Genomic DNA, 13,344 nt, shown 5'->3' on the forward strand with positions numbered 1-13,344 from the left:
GTGCACCGTGCGCGAGATCGGATAGCCCCAGGCAGTCGGGGCGGGCGGACGCGGACGCATCGCGGAGAGCGCGAGGCCGGCGAGCACGAGCAGGGCGCAGAGACGGGGCATCAGGCGGCTACCGCAGTCGGACGGCCGGGGCCGTTGTCGCCGCGCAGGGGGCGGCTCCCGTAGAGACCGCGGGCCCGGTCGCGTAGCTCGCGCTGGAGGCTACGGAGGGTGCGGAAGGGCTTGGCTTCCGAGAACGGCACCACCGCCATGGAGGCGAGGCGACGGCGCGAATCCGCGATGCGCCGATCGCAGTCGACGATCTCGCGCAGAATGCCCGGCAGACGGGCGTGTTGAGCTTCGGTCACAGGCGGAACCCCTGAAGGAAGGCGCGCCGCACCTCGTAACTCTCGGCAGCGGTGCGGCATTCGCTGGCGATGACGGTGGCGAGGCGCTCGTGCATCGCGCTGGGGGCGTGCCCCGCGTAGACGTCGAAGGCATCGGCCGCGTCGTGAAGGCTGGCGCTGGTCTCGCCCACCATGGGCCCGAGCTGCTCGACGACCTGGTCGACGAGAGCGGCAGGGTTCGGCGTCATGCGTCGGTCCTCATGGGATACTCGTCGGTGCGCACCGCGCCGCCGGGGGTGAAGGTGATCTGCAGCCAGGTCTTCGCTTCGCGCTCGACGGTCACGAGCATCGCCAGGACCTCGACGGACTGCGCGGCGGTCGGGTGACCGCCCACGACCTCGAGGGCGAACCCGTCGAGCCAAAGCAGGAAGGCGCGCGGGCTCATCGGCGGATCCGGATGCTGGAGGGCGGCAGTCAGCGATGACCCTTGAGGCCGAGGACGCGGCGCGTCGCGCTCTCGGCGTTCAGGCGATGCAGACGGCGCAGAACGCGGGGCGGCTTGCCTTCGGCGCGGCGCACGAAAGCTTCCCAGACCCGACCGGCGAGCAGGGCGTTACGGCCCACCTGGAGGAGGTGAGCGGCGACGAATACGTTCATGTTGGGGACCTTCGATCAGCCAATGATCGCGGCGTGTGCGCCCGGCTGGAGGACGTGCTGTTCGGTCCCTGTCCAGGAGAACAGGTATTCGACCGCGCCGCGATATTTCGGATTGTCGAGCAGGTACCCGACGCCACCGGCGTTCCAGGTTTTGCCCGTGGGTGATGCGATGCCGTCGGCGTTCAAGCCGTCCGCTATCGCCTGAAGGGTGCGCTTCGTCCGATGGGACGGTCCGCGCTCCCGGAAGATCCTCCGGACCACCGCAGCTTGCTCCGGAACGATCCGGAGGCCGCCCTCGCGGTCCGCCTCGTAGCCGTAGGGGACACGCCCCCCGGCGAACCCGCCCCGCCCCGCCTTGGACAGCTTGCCGCCGGCGGTCCGGTCCCGGATCGTGAAGCGCTCGCTCTCAGCCATGCCGGCAAGGATCGCGAACACCGTGCGGCCCATCGGCGTGGCCGTGTCGATCGGCTCGGTGACCGACCGGATGCCGATGTCATGCTGCTCGGCGAGCTCGGCCACGGTGGTGACCGCGTACCGAATTTCGCGGGCGAGCCGGTCGAACTTGTAGACCAGCAGGATGGAGAAGGCCCCGGCCTCGGCGAGCTCGACCACGCGACTGAAGCCGGGGCGTTCAGTCGGCTTCGTCGCGCCAGACACGCCGCCGTCGGTGATGAGCTCCACAAGCTCGTAAGCCTGGCTCTCAGCGAAGGCGCGAAGGGCGCGTTCCTGCGTTTCGAGGCCGAAGCCGTTGGTGGCTTGCTCGTCCGTCGAAACCCGGAGATAGGCGACCGCCTTGGTGGAGAGGACCGCCTTCGCGGCCTCCTGGGTTTTTATTCTGGCCTTGATGCGAGACGTGCGTTTGGACCCCGACAGCATAGCCAAGGTCCTCTAATTGCTCGCTTATTTCCGCTGCATCCGGCTACGGATGATATAAATTCCGAATTGTCTTGGTAATTCGGAATTCCGACGTTTCAGGCGCTCGCCGCAACCCGTTTAGCCCGGCCGCGAAACGCGACGACGGTACGGGAGCCGGGCAGGGCCCCGGCCTGGAAAGAGCCGAGAACCGGACGGCGCGGAGCGGTCTCGCGTGGCACATCGGTCCCGGTCAGATCACGGTAGAGGCGGCGAAGGCCGGCGCGCAGCTCGTCGATCTGACAGAGCGACGTCTCGACGGTGTGCCGATGCCCCGGAACCCGGAGGCGGTCGGCTTGGCGGAGAAGGTCGGCGACCCGCTCGGCTTGCTCGCGATCCGTCGTCATCGGGTTCCGATCATGGCAGATTTGTCCGCGCACGTCTTCGGCCTCAACGCCTAAGCTGTTGAGCCGGTTCGCCGGACTGGAATGAAGGTACGCGGCCTTCCACCGCGCTCGTCGCCCTGGAGAGGCGATCGGTTCCGTTTCAACCCGGAACCACTATGGCCGGCCTCTCCACGTACAGCGACTTCCGCCGGGCCGCGTGGTCGGCCCCGGCATGTGCCCTTCCGCCGGCGTCGCCCGGCGGTGGCCCGTCTCGCAAAGGTGGCTTCGGTAATCCACGCCCGTGCGACGAGAGCAGTGGGCCTAAGCCAGGGGGATGAGGGTCTGGAAACGAGAACGCCCGCGGGCCTTGCGGCTGCGGGCGTGCGTCTCGTGACCGTGCGTTTCTGCAACGGATTGCCCGTCGGGTCAACCTGCCCTTCGTGAGGTATCGATGCCAATCAGTCGTCGGAACTTGAGAGGCGACGCTGGATCGCGCCTTCAAGCTCCCCCATCAGCCTCCGCCCGTGATCACGAAGCAGCCTTATCGCATCTCTGGTTTTATCTCTTGGCTCCGCGTGGAGATTCATCTCAATTTCTCCCATTGCGTGCGCCATAAGATCGTCAACCTCGGCAAATTTCTTTCGAAGCTCCCCGTCGATAAATATGCTGAAGTGTTGCTTATGGTTTACGTATATATTGTTTTTGGCATTTGCCTCGTTGTAGATTTTTATTCGCTCAAACGTATTAAATAGCTCATCTTTATCAGTGGAATTAACTATTTGGAGAATCTCTGAGCCGCTATAGCCGCGGCTAAGCATTACGGCTTCGATTTGCTGCTCAGTTCTCATGTTCAAGAAGTATGCATTTACTGGCCCAACAGATGCTCGCATTGTTGCATAAAATGCATCGCTAAGCTTTCTCCACGCTTCCGGCAAAACGCTGTATTCGTGCTGATTGTACTTTTGGTCGCGATCAATCTTTTTTGCGAAATCGTGTTTTAAGCCCTCAATTGCTTTTGACTGTTCAGCTTTCCATGCCTCGATTTCTTTAGTTTGACCGGACCTGAATGCCTCAAGCTTAATCTCGTAGTCACTTGAAACGCGTCGATTGATTATGATCTGCACTACCCAACCCATAACTATGAGCGCCAAACCGATTAAAACCCAAGTCGGCCCCCCAGCACGATAAGCTGCACTCAACCCGCGATCCAGTAAATCTACCATTCCAACATTCCTTACCGGTCAAACTATCTTGTTTATCAGGTGCGCGAGGAAAGCGCCTTCATCACCTCGTCCGGGCTGATCTTCGCCGCGAGCAGGAACCGAAGGAATCGCGCGGCGGTCGGCGGCACCTCGCGATCGCCGGCGGCCCACTTCCTGGAAGTCCTGCCGTCGACGCCGAGGAGCCGAGCCGCTCCGGCCTGCGTCAGGGCGAGCGCCTCGAGGGTGGTCCGATATTCATCCGGCGACATGGCATCGGCGGTGCTGCGTTCGGTCGGTTCGTTGGTCATGTCGTCTCCTCGAAAATGGTGAGAGGGGCCGAAGCCCCTCCCGTTCAGTCGGCGGTGATGTTGTTGATGCTGTCGACCAGCGCCGAGCGGCGCCCTTCGAACTCGGGCCGGGGCAGGGCGTGGAAGATGGACCGGGCCAGCGAGCGCAGATCGTCGGAGCCGCGATCGAAGGCTTGGAGGCGGAGCGAGCAGACGAGGCTCTCGCGCTCGTCGACGGTGAGGCCTTCCAGGACCTGGATCAGGTTCGCGCGGGCGGCGTCACTGCATTCGCGCTCGCAGAAGACATAATCGGAGCCGAAGCGGACGATCTGGCCGTCGACGGTGTGGGTGTTCGAGGACTTGAGGTCCTGCATCCCGTCGAAGGAGGCGCCGGCGAACCGGCCGGCGATCGCCTCGACCTGCGCAGTGCGGGGGCCATCGACCCAGCCGACGCGGATGGAGGCGCCGCCGGCATAGGTGGAGCTGCGGACGGAGAACTTGATTTCCGGGAAGGCCTGCTTGAGGGCCTTGCGGATCATCTTCGCCGTTTCGGCGCAGGAGACGTAGAGGCGGGTCTGGGTGAGGTTGGCGATCGAAGCGGGAAGGGCTGTGGCGGTCATCTGTCTCTCCATCACCGGCCGACATCGGCCTTGCGATGGGTCTGTTATAGGCCCATTGGGCCTATGCGTCAACAGATAATAGGCCCAATGGGCCTACATTATTTAGAAGCGGCAGGCGGGGTTGTGAGGTTTCGCGCCCGGTCCGAGTATTCATCGTTCGGCATCTTCGCGGCAGGCCCGTGCGCGGTATGCTGCGCCTCGGTCAGCTCGTCGAGGAGCCAGCGGAACCGCTTGGCGATGTCGGTGGAGGCCTTCTCGCTGGGAGCACGCCCGCGAGCGATGACGTAGCCGGAGAAGCTTTGCCCCTCGGCGAGGATGGCGCGGAGGAATCGCACACCGCTGTCACCGATCACGCGGGCAGCGCGCTCGTTCATAGCCTTGACCGCCTTCGCGGTCTCGATGCGGCTGAGCATCCGGATGTCTTCGATGGTGAAGGCGTGGGAGACGACCTGCGAGCCGGGGCCGGTGCTGGACATCGTGCTGTCCCAGGTGCCGCCGGACCGGACGCCGAGCTGCTTCTCCCACATGGCCTGCAGCATGCGGCCGACCTGGAACTGCGCTTCCGTGATGCGGCCGGCGGAGCGTTCGGCGGCGAGGACGTCGACGCGGCGGTTGACGGTGGTCGTCACGAAGGTGCTGGCGTCGTAGGGATCGCGGAACGTGCCCTTGCCCTCGACGACCTCGACGTCCCGAGCGGTAATCGGGGCGAGGCGGATGTTCTTGTTGCGCCGCGTCGACGGCGCCACGCGGGTCGCGGTCTTACGGGTGGTGCTGGACGACTGCTTGGCCGACGCGGTCACGGTGGTGCCCCTGTGCAGGTCCGATCCGTATTGCCGGGCCTGATTTCTTCCGTCCATTTGCCTTGGCACGAATGTCAATGGGAGAAACATTGCGTGAACGCCGCGCTACGGGGTGCGAATTATTTCGATCACCCGAACGCTGCCCCGGTATGGTCGGAATGAAGGGGCGCCTGATTATTGACGCACGAGATCTGCCACAGCCTGAAAGAGCTCTGTTTCGAAGACCGGCTTCTCGAGCTTCGGTCTCGATCGGTAATCCGACCGATCCTCGACATGCGACTCAGCAGTAGCGAATACGTATGGTACGCCTCGCTCACTGAGCTTATCCGCAACCTCGTAGACCTTCTCATCACCTAACGAGACGTCAAGCACTGCGGCATCTATTATCTCGGATGCGATAAGTGTAAGCGCCGTTTTTACATCCGGGGACGGCCCGACGACCTCAACTCCTACATCATTTAAGTTCCGCACCATGTCCATTGCGATCAAATAGTTATCTTCAACTATAAGCACGCGACAACCACGAAGAGCATCAATATAATTTAACATAGCATATTCACTGCGGGAGGAAAGTCTAGGCTACACGTTCGCTATCCTCTGGCATTCACCCAAGTTAGAATGTAGCAAGCCTGCTCTTTATTGTCCGAAATCGTACCTAACAACATCCCAGCGCTGCCTACCTGCTCAACCCGATCGAGATCAGCTCGACCGCCATGTCGACGCCCCGCGTGGCGCTGTCCCGGTTCCAGCCGTTGATCCGGCAGGCCTCCCGGAAGCTAGGCTCGCGTCCGACCTGCGCATTCAGCCAGGCCTTCAGCTGCGCCTTCATCCGCCAGTCGGCGACGTGGACCTCGGGCCAGCGCTGGACCCGGATGTCGCCGGGCTTCGGGCCGGCCTGTGCGTCCGCCTCGCTGTGCCCCGCCCAGGCGGCGACGAGCCAGAGGCGGACGAGGGTCGTGGGGTACTGCCGGGGCGGATCTGGGCCTTCGGGACGTGCGAGCATGGATCTCCTACTGGAACCTAGAAAAACGGTCCGGGGCAAAGCCCATTTCGCGGGCGATGTTGGGGTTGGGCAGCGATTCCATCTGGACCGCGATCCGAGCGTCCTCGATCACTTCGTCGGGCGTCGTACAGTCGGGATGGCCCGGCCGGCAGTGGTTCGGCCAAGCGTCCGACCAGTGGCCGCGGAAGTGCTCCGAGGCGAGGTGGACCTGTTGGGCCCGGATCATTTCCGGCGTCACGGTGGTGGGCTTCCGCTGGATGCCCGACACGGTGCGGACCTGCTTCGGAGCTGCTTCGAGCCGATCCTTCGCCGACCGGCGAATCCAGCCAACCAGGGATTTCCAGCTGCGGGGCCGGAATCCCGGATCCGCCATGGCTGCCGCGATGCCGGCCTCGACATCGTCGCGGGTCAACCCCTCGTCGAGTAGCTCCTCGATCGGCTGGGTGCGCAGGTCCTGGACGACGGGTTCAGTCCCAACGAGGCTGCGCAACCATGGGCCGATCTCGTCGGTGCCCTTCTGGACCGGCGAAGCCGAAGCCTGGACCGTGCCCGGGCTGCGCGTCTGCGCACCCGTACCTCCTCCATCCTCCTCTCCTATTCCCCCTCCTCCTCCATCCTCCTCTCCGGGGGGTACTGGTTCCCCACCGGTACCGAACTCGTCCTCAACCATTGCGGAACCTGTTCCGTCCCCGCGTGCGTAACCGAGCAGTTCATCGGGAAAAACTCCGGACCGGTTCGGCTTTTTGGGGCGCTGATACTTCTGGAAATTCCTGATCACGCCGAAGGTCTTGCCCTTCGCCTCGAACGGCCGAATGAAGTTGAGACGCTTCAACTCGTCGAGCAAGGCGGCCACATCGACGTTGTCCGCCGGCATAAGCCGGACCTTCAGCGTGAGGGGCTTCCACTCGAAAACCCCGTCGTCGTGCGCCTCACACCAAAGGCCCATGATCAGAACGCGGGCCTGCATCGAGGCCGTCATGAAGGCCTCATCGGTGAAGATGCCCGGATGGATGCTGCGGATTCTCGGCATGACTCAGGCCCCAGGCTGAAGGTTGCGGATCGCGTTCAGAGCCGGGTCGATCCAGGCGCGCACGATGTGGTTCGCGCGACCGATCCGGTTCTTGTCGATGATGATTTCGAGGAGGTGCCGGCAGCCCGCATGCTCGGCGAGCGCTTCGGGATTCTGTTCCCGGTACTTGCCTGACCGCTCGATGTAGTAGGCGGGCCGGTAGAGGAACGCGACGGCGTCCGAGTTCTCCTCGAACGCACCGGCGCCGCGGATGTCCGCGAGGCTGGGCCGGCGGTCCTCGACGGACTTCCCCTCGGTGTTCCGGTTGCACTGCGCGAGCAGTAGGACCGGCACGTCGAGATGCTTGGCCAGGGAGAGGGCGCCGTCGGCGACCTCCTTCAGTCCCTCATCCTCGCGATTGTAGGCGCGCGACGGGCGAACGATGTGCGCGTGGTCGATCACCACCATGCCCAGCGGCACGCCCTTGCGGGCATACGAGTTCGCCAGGCGGTCGGAGGCGGCGGCGATGTCGCCGATGGTGCGCCCGCCACCGTCCTCGATGTGAAAGTGCTCGCCGCGCATCTCGTAGACCGCATCGGCCACATGATCGGCCTCGCTCGGAGACAGGCCGCGCCGACGCATGATCTGCTCATAGGCGAGCTTCGTCCCGCGATCGAAGAGCCAGCTCGACGTGCGGCGGGCCTGGATCTGCTTCCGGGTCATCTCGAGAGAATGGTAGATCGCGAGATGCCCCTGGCGGCCGATCGCGCTGGCCTGCTCCACCCCGAAGATGGATTTCCCCATGGCAGTACGAGCCGCGACCGTGATCAGCGTCGAGGGTTGAGGACCGCCGCCGATTTCCTTGTCGAAGGCCTCGACGCGGGTGTGAGGCACCGCCCGCCCATGGCCCTGCAGGTCGGCGGTGATGTCCGCGATCAGCTCGTCTCCGGCCTGGTCCGCCGAGACCGACATCACCTTGCGGTCGACGAAGGACGCACGGATCTGGTCGACACGGGCATAGACCCGTTCGAGGTGCGGGCCCGGCACGAAGCCAGTACCGTCGGCCGCCTTGTTCGTGATCGCAGCCAGTTCGCGCAGCTGCCAGTATTGCTGGATCGTCCGCGCGTATTCCGGTGCCGAGACGGGCGTGCATGCCAGGACGACGAGCCGGCCGAGGTAGGACAGCACGTTCTGGCCACCGAGATCGAAGGCAAGGTTCGTCGCGCCGAGCGCCGCCTTCACCTTGATGCCGTTCGGCGTATCGCCGGCGGCCACCAGGTCGCCCATGACCTGCCAGATGGCCCGGTGCGCCTCCTCGAAGAAGTGCTCGGGCGCGACCAGGTGCTGAACCAGCGGGAAGACGTGCGGCGCCTGCATGATGCAGCCGATAAGCCCGGCCTCGGACTCGACGCTGGCGATGGGCGCGACGGCGGCCGGGGCGGCAGGCGACCGACCGTAATCGCCGCGGTACTCTTCGAGCGGCACGACATTATTGCCGAAGCCGTCGCGGTCGAGGGGCTCGTTCATGCCGAGGCCCTCTGGTCGAGAGGAGCGAGCTCGCGCCGGAGCATCTCCTTCACGTAGCCCTCGCCTTTCGCCTTCTCGATCTCGGCGAGGTCGTTGAGCAGCAGTGCAGCTTCAGCAAGGGCGAGGTCGCAGTCGAACCACTTGTACTGATCGTCGCCGCGGGTGCGGGTGTAGAGGTCCCACCAGCGCTTCGCGGCCTCGCCGACGACGGCAGCCAGCCGCGAGACCGGCACGGGCGAGGTCGGCTGCAGGATGTTGTACCGAGCCATCGCGCCTACTCCGCCGAGCCGAAGAGAGAGGCTTGCCGGGCGTCAGCGCGATCAAGCATCCGGAGGACCGTTTCTCCGCGATGCGCACGGTCCCAGACGAACCATGCGTTCAGCATGGGTGGCGCCCCCTGACCGGTGAAGTCGATCTTCCACCTCATGAGGTAGACGCGGGCGGGCGGGTGCTTCGCCCAGAACGGCCCGAGACCGCCGGCTCCAGGGAAACCCCAGTTCAGCATCAGGGCCATGTACTCGACGTCGAGGGTGTTCAGCGCGTGGTAGAGCCACCGAGCGCGTCCGTTGCCCCAGCTGCATTCTGAGAAAGGCGGATTCGTCAGGATGGCGCGGGATGGGGCCTTCGCGAAATCGTAAAACGACCGAAGCTCCGCTCCACACCCACGGTCGATGAGATCGGACGCGATGACGTGAAGGCCGATCGCCTTCATCTCGCGGACCATCGCGCCGTCGCCGGCCGCGGGCTCCCACACGGATTCGAAGGTCCGCAACCGCGCGACCTCGGCCGACAGGATTGCGCGTGTCGGCTCCGGAGGCGTCGGATAGAAGTCATCCGTCTCGCGGGCTAATGCGTCGACCAGGACGATTTCGCCGGTCAGCAGGTCGCGAATATGGACGGGCTTTGGTTTCTTGCCGGTGGCGCGGAATAGTCCGCGAGCAGACGGTGCGTTCAAAGGATCGCCCCCCAATCGAGGGTGTCGATCATCTCGCGGTAGGCCGGGCGAGCGGTCAGCTCGCTGGTCACCATCGCGCCGGCAATGAGGTAGCGGACGTCGAGGAAGGCAGGGTCGCGCGAGCCGAACACGCGCACCCATCCGTTGCTGCAGGAGACGATGAGCCACATCAGGCGGCCTCGTCCAAAGCAGGAGCAGAGGCGCCGATGGCAGCGATCGCCGGAACCCAAGGCTGGACGGTGATCACCAGCTCAGGCTTGTCCGAGTAGAATTTCCGGACGCTGCCATCGACAACGGTGGAATCATCGCCCCACACGACCTCGTTCAGCGCGTCGCAGACCTTCCCGATGTTGTCCCAATCGGGCTTCACGACCGGGCGGATGACACCGTTACGCGCCTGCCGCTTCTTAGCCTGCGACCAGCTCGTGGGAATCGGCATGAACGCATAGACGACCACCACCAGGGGGCCGACCAGCGGCAAGCGTCCGACCATCTCGTCGACAGCGGCCGCCTTCAGGGCAGCTTCGTAGCGAGCCGTTTCCGGGTCCGGGTATTCCTGGACGAACGGCTTCTTTCCGCCGCGCGGAGCAACGACGCGGGCGCGATGCCGGCCTTTGCCCCGCGGGTCACCGGGAAGAGTGATGACGATCTGATCGGACATGGCGGTGCTGCGGTCCTACTCGGCGGACGCGGTCTGACGCTGCGGCCCATTGCCGAGCGCTGGGGCACCGGGGAGGGCGTTGCGTGGGCCCTTCGCCGTCTGCTCCTTCAAGAAGGCGTCGCCGGCGGCCGTGCTGTCGCGCATGGCTTCGCTGGGCGTGGTCGCCTTGGCGTCGCGTTTTGCACTGGCCTTCGCATTGGCCTTCGTGAACTCGCGCTCGGCCTCCTCGAGCGGCAGGCCGGGCGAGCCCTGCGCCTGGCCCTTGCGGGACTTCTCGTCGGCTTCAGCTGCGGTGGCAGCGTCCGCGATCATCTTGCCGACGTCGTCGAACAAGTCGCTCTGCTCACCCCAGCCCATCATCTGGTGAGCCATCAGGAAGCCGAGGACGAAGTCTTTCCGCTTCACGTCCTCCATCTTGTGGCAGTCGAGGATGAGCTTCACCGATTTCGCCGGCAGTCCGCTCTGCGCGCAGTAATCCGAGAGCGCCGTCGACTTGTTCGAGTTCGCGTTCGCAGCGCGCTGGGATGCGCCGGCCGCGTCGCGGATCGCATCCTGCAGCTGGGCTGCCGTCGTCTTGATGATCCTGGGCGTCGCGCCCTTCGGTTTCCTGGCCATGGTGACCTCTCAGGTTCGGGGAGGGAGCGACGCGGCGGACGACCGCGAAGGGGAGGATTCGGGGGAAGGCCTACGGGCGCGGCTCACCGCGCGAGCGGGTGTCCTGCGCGCCGAGACGCGGGACACGAGGCGGCTCGGCAGCGGCGGCCAAGCGCTCGCGGAGCAGGTAGCCTTCGAGCGGCCAGATCTTCTCGCGGGCATTCCTCTGAGCGATCTGGCGACCGATCTCAGCGTCGAAGTTCTCGGGGCTCGCCGCAGCGCTCTCCCCGGTGACGATGAAGCCGTTCCGCAGCTTCAGGGCGCAGATGGTCAGCGTCGAGCCCGGGAAGACGTAGAAGTCGGCGCCGACGATCGTGTCGTCGATGTCCTGCGGTGACAGGCGCGGCGCGTTGAGGCCCTTCGCCTGGATTGCGGCTTCGGTGTTTTGCTCGTCGATCGACATGCTCACTCTCCCTCGATTGCCCGCCACAGCGGCAGGTCGTTCACGTCCAGAGCAGCCCGCGAACGCGCTCGCGGATTCGTCGCCACATGCGAGCGGACCAGTGCGGTTGGGGCCGCGCGTCCTGGACCTCGCGAAGCTGCCGTTCGACCGACAGCCTCTCGCTGCGCCGACGGTGCCACCTGTCCGCGTGCTGAAAGAGCCGCATGGAGTTCCTCCGTCAGGGTTGCGATGCGGGCTTCTTCGGCGTCAGCCGCGGCCTCGATGCGCTTGCAGAGCCGGTCGTAGGCTCGGGTCAGGTTGATGGCGTCGCGCAGGCGAACACCGATGTTGGGGTCTCGGCCGATGACGCCGCGGACCCACGTCGGCGACTTGCCGATGAGGCTGGCGAGTGCCTCGTAGGCATGCATCTGGGAGTGACCCCGGCCGCGCAGGGCCTCGATGGCCCGAACGGCGTGTGGCCGGACAAACGCAAGTTCTTCCTCGGCGGTCATCATGCGACGCGCCTCCCGTGATTTTGCCAGCATTCCGCAAATCCCCTGTGCTTCAAGATGAGCGCAGCAAGGGGGATAGATGAGTGCAGGAGGTTGGACGGGTTACGCAGCACACGCACACGGTCGGAGCGGCTGGGGAGCAGGAGCCGACCGTGAGGAAAGGAAGAGGACGCGCCGTCCGGGGTCCGAGTCAGGGGCCGGACGGCGCGCTCACGCACCGGAGCCAAGCGAACGGCTCGACGGGCGCGATGGAAGTGGGAGGCCATCATTGATGAGCCTCCGGGAAATTCAGGCGAGCGAAATCGCCGAAATGAAGCAATGCAGCCCGGTCGTAGGCCATCGCTGCATCAATATCGGAGGTGAAGGAACCGATATGCTTGTTTTTACCTGCGACCTTGATGTGCGCGTACCAAGAAGATTTCCTAGAATAGACGCCCTTGAACCGCTGCAAGCCATTGACCTTTTTCCGTCGGTTCTGTGCATTGCCGGCCGCGGAACAGAGGCGAAGGTTCTCCCGTCGATTGTCGAGGGTATCGCCGTTGATGTGATCAACGATCTGGCCCTTGCCCGCCTGCATGATGCGGCGATGCATGAACTCGGTAATGCACCGCCGCCCTGCTCCGGAGCCGGCCGAGTAGGCGCGAACGGCGTAGAAGGCAGCTCCGTCGGAACGCGGCATGGGGCGCCAGGAGATCTGGCCAACAACGCTGGCATCCTCATCGCTGACGAGAGCGACCAAGCCCTTGCCCAAAGGAATGGCGACGCTCATGCGAACCTCGCCGCGATGAGGCACACGGCCCCGGCCGCGAGGAACACGCCCGCGAACGCCGCGCCTGTGCGCATGGCGGCAGGATCACCGCTCACGCGGTTGCTGGACAGGCTGGCGATCATCACCGCGTCGATGGTGAAGACCGCCCCGCAGATGGTGAGGACGAGCGACGCCATGTCAGTGCAGCCCCTGCGACGGGGACGAGGCAGCAGCACCAGTGGTGACGAAGCGTGCGGACAGTCCGCCCTCATCGCACGCCGCCTGCAGGGCCTCGCACACGATGCCGGGCCGGTGCGCAGCCGGGGCACGAGCAGCCAGTTCGCCGAGCACGGAACCGACAGCGCGCGCGATCGTGGACAGATCGGTCACCGGCACGCCACCGACCACAGCTTCGGGGTGCGAGAGAACGTGCTCCTCGATCAGGTCACGGATTCTGCAGTGGAGGCAGGGCGCAGCCATCACGCGGCGCTCGCTTCGGAGGCGGCGGGCTGATGCGCACGCACCAGCACGTCATTGTCGATCGCGACTTCCCGCGCCTTTGCGGCTTCGACGATGCGGGGCCAATAGGCCACCGGGATCGACGAGCGCTGACGCATGTCGCTGCCCCGGGCACCGGGGTGTTTGGAGAAGCCGCAGATGCGCCCGAACTCGGTCGGACCACCTAGAGCGTCGATGATTTCGCGAACTGATTTCATGGCAAGCGAGACGCTACGCCTAATGCGTAGCGACTGTC

General features: G+C 64.8%; 25 protein-coding genes. 1 reads left to right on the plus strand and 24 read right to left on the minus strand.

What is annotated here, in order from left to right; translation table 11 throughout:
• Window positions 1–110 precede the first annotated feature (110 nt).
• The 23 genes from AC0IXR_RS13185 to AC0IXR_RS13295 all read right to left on the minus strand — a co-directional run bounded on the left by AC0IXR_RS13185 (window position 111) and on the right by AC0IXR_RS13295 (window position 12,787).
• Window positions 111–356 (minus strand): hypothetical protein, encoded by a 246-nt coding sequence (locus tag AC0IXR_RS13185; RefSeq protein ID WP_471761015.1) that lies wholly within the window; start codon window positions 354–356, stop codon window positions 111–113.
• Window positions 353–583 carry a hypothetical protein gene (locus AC0IXR_RS13190; protein WP_471761016.1) on the minus strand — a complete coding sequence of 77 codons (231 nt, stop codon included), beginning with the start codon at window positions 581–583 and terminating at the stop codon, window positions 353–355. The genes AC0IXR_RS13185 and AC0IXR_RS13190 overlap by 4 nt, the downstream gene beginning before the upstream one ends.
• Window positions 580–780: a hypothetical protein gene (locus AC0IXR_RS13195; RefSeq protein WP_471761017.1), complete on the minus strand. Its 201-nt coding sequence runs from the start codon at window positions 778–780 to the stop codon at window positions 580–582. Before AC0IXR_RS13195 ends, AC0IXR_RS13190 begins: the two co-directional genes overlap by 4 nt.
• 29 nt (window positions 781–809) lie before the next feature.
• Window positions 810–992, minus strand: coding sequence for a hypothetical protein (locus AC0IXR_RS13200; protein WP_471761019.1), 183 nt, complete (start codon window positions 990–992; stop codon window positions 810–812).
• A gap of 15 nt (window positions 993–1,007) precedes the next feature.
• Window positions 1,008–1,868, minus strand: coding sequence for a recombinase family protein (locus tag AC0IXR_RS13205; RefSeq protein ID WP_471761021.1), 861 nt, complete (start codon window positions 1,866–1,868; stop codon window positions 1,008–1,010).
• A 95-nt stretch (window positions 1,869–1,963) separates the two neighbouring features.
• Window positions 1,964–2,251: a hypothetical protein gene (locus AC0IXR_RS13210; protein WP_471761022.1), complete on the minus strand. Its 288-nt coding sequence runs from the start codon at window positions 2,249–2,251 to the stop codon at window positions 1,964–1,966.
• A gap of 437 nt (window positions 2,252–2,688) precedes the next feature.
• Window positions 2,689–3,453 carry a hypothetical protein gene (locus AC0IXR_RS13215; protein WP_471761023.1) on the minus strand — a complete coding sequence of 255 codons (765 nt, stop codon included), beginning with the start codon at window positions 3,451–3,453 and terminating at the stop codon, window positions 2,689–2,691.
• A 35-nt stretch (window positions 3,454–3,488) separates the two neighbouring features.
• Window positions 3,489–3,740, minus strand: a complete 252-nt coding sequence (locus AC0IXR_RS13220; protein ID WP_471761024.1) for a helix-turn-helix domain-containing protein — start codon at window positions 3,738–3,740, stop codon at window positions 3,489–3,491.
• A 44-nt stretch (window positions 3,741–3,784) separates the two neighbouring features.
• Entirely contained in the window at window positions 3,785–4,339 is a 555-nt protein-coding gene (locus AC0IXR_RS13225; protein WP_471761025.1) for an LPD29 domain-containing protein, read from the minus strand.
• A gap of 98 nt (window positions 4,340–4,437) precedes the next feature.
• Window positions 4,438–5,196, minus strand: a complete 759-nt coding sequence (locus AC0IXR_RS13230) for a hypothetical protein (RefSeq protein WP_471761027.1) — start codon at window positions 5,194–5,196, stop codon at window positions 4,438–4,440.
• A gap of 117 nt (window positions 5,197–5,313) precedes the next feature.
• Window positions 5,314–5,688 (minus strand): response regulator, encoded by a 375-nt coding sequence (locus tag AC0IXR_RS13235; RefSeq protein WP_471761028.1) that lies wholly within the window; start codon window positions 5,686–5,688, stop codon window positions 5,314–5,316.
• A 127-nt stretch (window positions 5,689–5,815) separates the two neighbouring features.
• Complete coding sequence (locus tag AC0IXR_RS13240) at window positions 5,816–6,142, minus strand: hypothetical protein (protein ID WP_471761030.1); 327 nt, start codon at window positions 6,140–6,142, stop codon at window positions 5,816–5,818.
• A gap of 7 nt (window positions 6,143–6,149) precedes the next feature.
• Window positions 6,150–7,172, minus strand: a complete 1,023-nt coding sequence (locus AC0IXR_RS13245) for a hypothetical protein (protein ID WP_471761031.1) — start codon at window positions 7,170–7,172, stop codon at window positions 6,150–6,152.
• 3 nt (window positions 7,173–7,175) lie between these two features.
• Window positions 7,176–8,678 carry a replicative DNA helicase gene (locus AC0IXR_RS13250; RefSeq protein ID WP_471761033.1) on the minus strand — a complete coding sequence of 501 codons (1,503 nt, stop codon included), beginning with the start codon at window positions 8,676–8,678 and terminating at the stop codon, window positions 7,176–7,178.
• Window positions 8,675–8,947 carry a hypothetical protein gene (locus tag AC0IXR_RS13255; protein WP_471761035.1) on the minus strand — a complete coding sequence of 91 codons (273 nt, stop codon included), beginning with the start codon at window positions 8,945–8,947 and terminating at the stop codon, window positions 8,675–8,677. The genes AC0IXR_RS13250 and AC0IXR_RS13255 overlap by 4 nt, the downstream gene beginning before the upstream one ends.
• Before the next feature lie 5 nt (window positions 8,948–8,952).
• The gene (locus tag AC0IXR_RS13260; RefSeq protein WP_471761036.1) at window positions 8,953–9,633 is read right to left on the minus strand and encodes a hypothetical protein; all 681 of its coding nucleotides are present in this window, start codon (window positions 9,631–9,633) and stop codon (window positions 8,953–8,955) included.
• Window positions 9,630–9,803 (minus strand): hypothetical protein, encoded by a 174-nt coding sequence (locus AC0IXR_RS13265; RefSeq protein WP_471761037.1) that lies wholly within the window; start codon window positions 9,801–9,803, stop codon window positions 9,630–9,632. The genes AC0IXR_RS13260 and AC0IXR_RS13265 overlap by 4 nt, the downstream gene beginning before the upstream one ends.
• Window positions 9,803–10,294 carry a RusA family crossover junction endodeoxyribonuclease gene (locus AC0IXR_RS13270; RefSeq protein ID WP_471761039.1) on the minus strand — a complete coding sequence of 164 codons (492 nt, stop codon included), beginning with the start codon at window positions 10,292–10,294 and terminating at the stop codon, window positions 9,803–9,805. Before AC0IXR_RS13270 ends, AC0IXR_RS13265 begins: the two co-directional genes overlap by 1 nt.
• Window positions 10,295–10,309: 15 nt before the next feature.
• The gene (locus tag AC0IXR_RS13275) at window positions 10,310–10,909 is read right to left on the minus strand and encodes a hypothetical protein (RefSeq protein ID WP_471761041.1); all 600 of its coding nucleotides are present in this window, start codon (window positions 10,907–10,909) and stop codon (window positions 10,310–10,312) included.
• A 70-nt stretch (window positions 10,910–10,979) separates the two neighbouring features.
• Window positions 10,980–11,351 carry a Gp49 family protein gene (locus AC0IXR_RS13280; RefSeq protein ID WP_471761042.1) on the minus strand — a complete coding sequence of 124 codons (372 nt, stop codon included), beginning with the start codon at window positions 11,349–11,351 and terminating at the stop codon, window positions 10,980–10,982.
• 2 nt (window positions 11,352–11,353) lie between these two features.
• The gene (locus AC0IXR_RS13285) at window positions 11,354–11,845 is read right to left on the minus strand and encodes a hypothetical protein (protein ID WP_471761044.1); all 492 of its coding nucleotides are present in this window, start codon (window positions 11,843–11,845) and stop codon (window positions 11,354–11,356) included.
• A gap of 262 nt (window positions 11,846–12,107) precedes the next feature.
• Window positions 12,108–12,611, minus strand: a complete 504-nt coding sequence (locus AC0IXR_RS13290) for an HNH endonuclease (protein ID WP_471761046.1) — start codon at window positions 12,609–12,611, stop codon at window positions 12,108–12,110.
• Window positions 12,608–12,787 carry a hypothetical protein gene (locus tag AC0IXR_RS13295; RefSeq protein WP_471761047.1) on the minus strand — a complete coding sequence of 60 codons (180 nt, stop codon included), beginning with the start codon at window positions 12,785–12,787 and terminating at the stop codon, window positions 12,608–12,610. Before AC0IXR_RS13295 ends, AC0IXR_RS13290 begins: the two co-directional genes overlap by 4 nt.
• Here AC0IXR_RS13295 and AC0IXR_RS13300 point away from each other — a divergent pair.
• The gene (locus tag AC0IXR_RS13300) at window positions 12,786–13,103 is read left to right on the plus strand and encodes a hypothetical protein (protein WP_471761048.1); all 318 of its coding nucleotides are present in this window, start codon (window positions 12,786–12,788) and stop codon (window positions 13,101–13,103) included. The two genes, AC0IXR_RS13295 and AC0IXR_RS13300, sit on opposite strands and share 2 nt — an antisense overlap.
• On the opposite strand, the gene AC0IXR_RS13305 is transcribed toward AC0IXR_RS13300, so the two are convergent.
• Window positions 13,070–13,306 carry a hypothetical protein gene (locus AC0IXR_RS13305; protein WP_471761049.1) on the minus strand — a complete coding sequence of 79 codons (237 nt, stop codon included), beginning with the start codon at window positions 13,304–13,306 and terminating at the stop codon, window positions 13,070–13,072. The genes AC0IXR_RS13300 and AC0IXR_RS13305 overlap by 34 nt on opposite strands.
• Window positions 13,307–13,344: the final 38 nt, after the last annotated feature.

The sequence above is a fragment of the Methylobacterium sp. AC832 genome, from assembly GCF_979256025.1.

What these genes read in the sequence shown, in the direction of transcription:
- AC0IXR_RS13300 (WP_471761048.1), top strand. Translation starts at nt 12,786, where the DNA reads ATGTCAGTGCAGCCCCTGCGACGGGGACGAGGCAGCAGCACCAGTGGT.
- AC0IXR_RS13225 (WP_471761025.1), bottom strand. Translation starts at nt 4,339, where the DNA reads ATGACCGCCACAGCCCTTCCCGCTTCGATCGCCAACCTCACCCAGACC.
- AC0IXR_RS13265 (WP_471761037.1), bottom strand. Translation starts at nt 9,803, where the DNA reads ATGTGGCTCATCGTCTCCTGCAGCAACGGATGGGTGCGCGTGTTCGGC.
- AC0IXR_RS13245 (WP_471761031.1), bottom strand. Translation starts at nt 7,172, where the DNA reads ATGCCGAGAATCCGCAGCATCCATCCGGGCATCTTCACCGATGAGGCC.
- AC0IXR_RS13195 (WP_471761017.1), bottom strand. Translation starts at nt 780, where the DNA reads ATGAGCCCGCGCGCCTTCCTGCTTTGGCTCGACGGGTTCGCCCTCGAG.
- AC0IXR_RS13240 (WP_471761030.1), bottom strand. Translation starts at nt 6,142, where the DNA reads ATGCTCGCACGTCCCGAAGGCCCAGATCCGCCCCGGCAGTACCCCACG.
- AC0IXR_RS13230 (WP_471761027.1), bottom strand. Translation starts at nt 5,196, where the DNA reads ATGGACGGAAGAAATCAGGCCCGGCAATACGGATCGGACCTGCACAGG.
- AC0IXR_RS13220 (WP_471761024.1), bottom strand. Translation starts at nt 3,740, where the DNA reads ATGACCAACGAACCGACCGAACGCAGCACCGCCGATGCCATGTCGCCG.
- AC0IXR_RS13305 (WP_471761049.1), bottom strand. Translation starts at nt 13,306, where the DNA reads ATGAAATCAGTTCGCGAAATCATCGACGCTCTAGGTGGTCCGACCGAG.
- AC0IXR_RS13210 (WP_471761022.1), bottom strand. Translation starts at nt 2,251, where the DNA reads ATGACGACGGATCGCGAGCAAGCCGAGCGGGTCGCCGACCTTCTCCGC.
- AC0IXR_RS13200 (WP_471761019.1), bottom strand. Translation starts at nt 992, where the DNA reads ATGAACGTATTCGTCGCCGCTCACCTCCTCCAGGTGGGCCGTAACGCC.
- AC0IXR_RS13275 (WP_471761041.1), bottom strand. Translation starts at nt 10,909, where the DNA reads ATGGCCAGGAAACCGAAGGGCGCGACGCCCAGGATCATCAAGACGACG.
- AC0IXR_RS13290 (WP_471761046.1), bottom strand. Translation starts at nt 12,611, where the DNA reads ATGAGCGTCGCCATTCCTTTGGGCAAGGGCTTGGTCGCTCTCGTCAGC.
- AC0IXR_RS13255 (WP_471761035.1), bottom strand. Translation starts at nt 8,947, where the DNA reads ATGGCTCGGTACAACATCCTGCAGCCGACCTCGCCCGTGCCGGTCTCG.
- AC0IXR_RS13295 (WP_471761047.1), bottom strand. Translation starts at nt 12,787, where the DNA reads ATGGCGTCGCTCGTCCTCACCATCTGCGGGGCGGTCTTCACCATCGAC.
- AC0IXR_RS13280 (WP_471761042.1), bottom strand. Translation starts at nt 11,351, where the DNA reads ATGTCGATCGACGAGCAAAACACCGAAGCCGCAATCCAGGCGAAGGGC.
- AC0IXR_RS13250 (WP_471761033.1), bottom strand. Translation starts at nt 8,678, where the DNA reads ATGAACGAGCCCCTCGACCGCGACGGCTTCGGCAATAATGTCGTGCCG.
- AC0IXR_RS13285 (WP_471761044.1), bottom strand. Translation starts at nt 11,845, where the DNA reads ATGATGACCGCCGAGGAAGAACTTGCGTTTGTCCGGCCACACGCCGTT.
- AC0IXR_RS13215 (WP_471761023.1), bottom strand. Translation starts at nt 3,453, where the DNA reads ATGGTAGATTTACTGGATCGCGGGTTGAGTGCAGCTTATCGTGCTGGG.
- AC0IXR_RS13270 (WP_471761039.1), bottom strand. Translation starts at nt 10,294, where the DNA reads ATGTCCGATCAGATCGTCATCACTCTTCCCGGTGACCCGCGGGGCAAA.
- AC0IXR_RS13235 (WP_471761028.1), bottom strand. Translation starts at nt 5,688, where the DNA reads ATGTTAAATTATATTGATGCTCTTCGTGGTTGTCGCGTGCTTATAGTT.
- AC0IXR_RS13190 (WP_471761016.1), bottom strand. Translation starts at nt 583, where the DNA reads ATGACGCCGAACCCTGCCGCTCTCGTCGACCAGGTCGTCGAGCAGCTC.
- AC0IXR_RS13205 (WP_471761021.1), bottom strand. Translation starts at nt 1,868, where the DNA reads ATGCTGTCGGGGTCCAAACGCACGTCTCGCATCAAGGCCAGAATAAAA.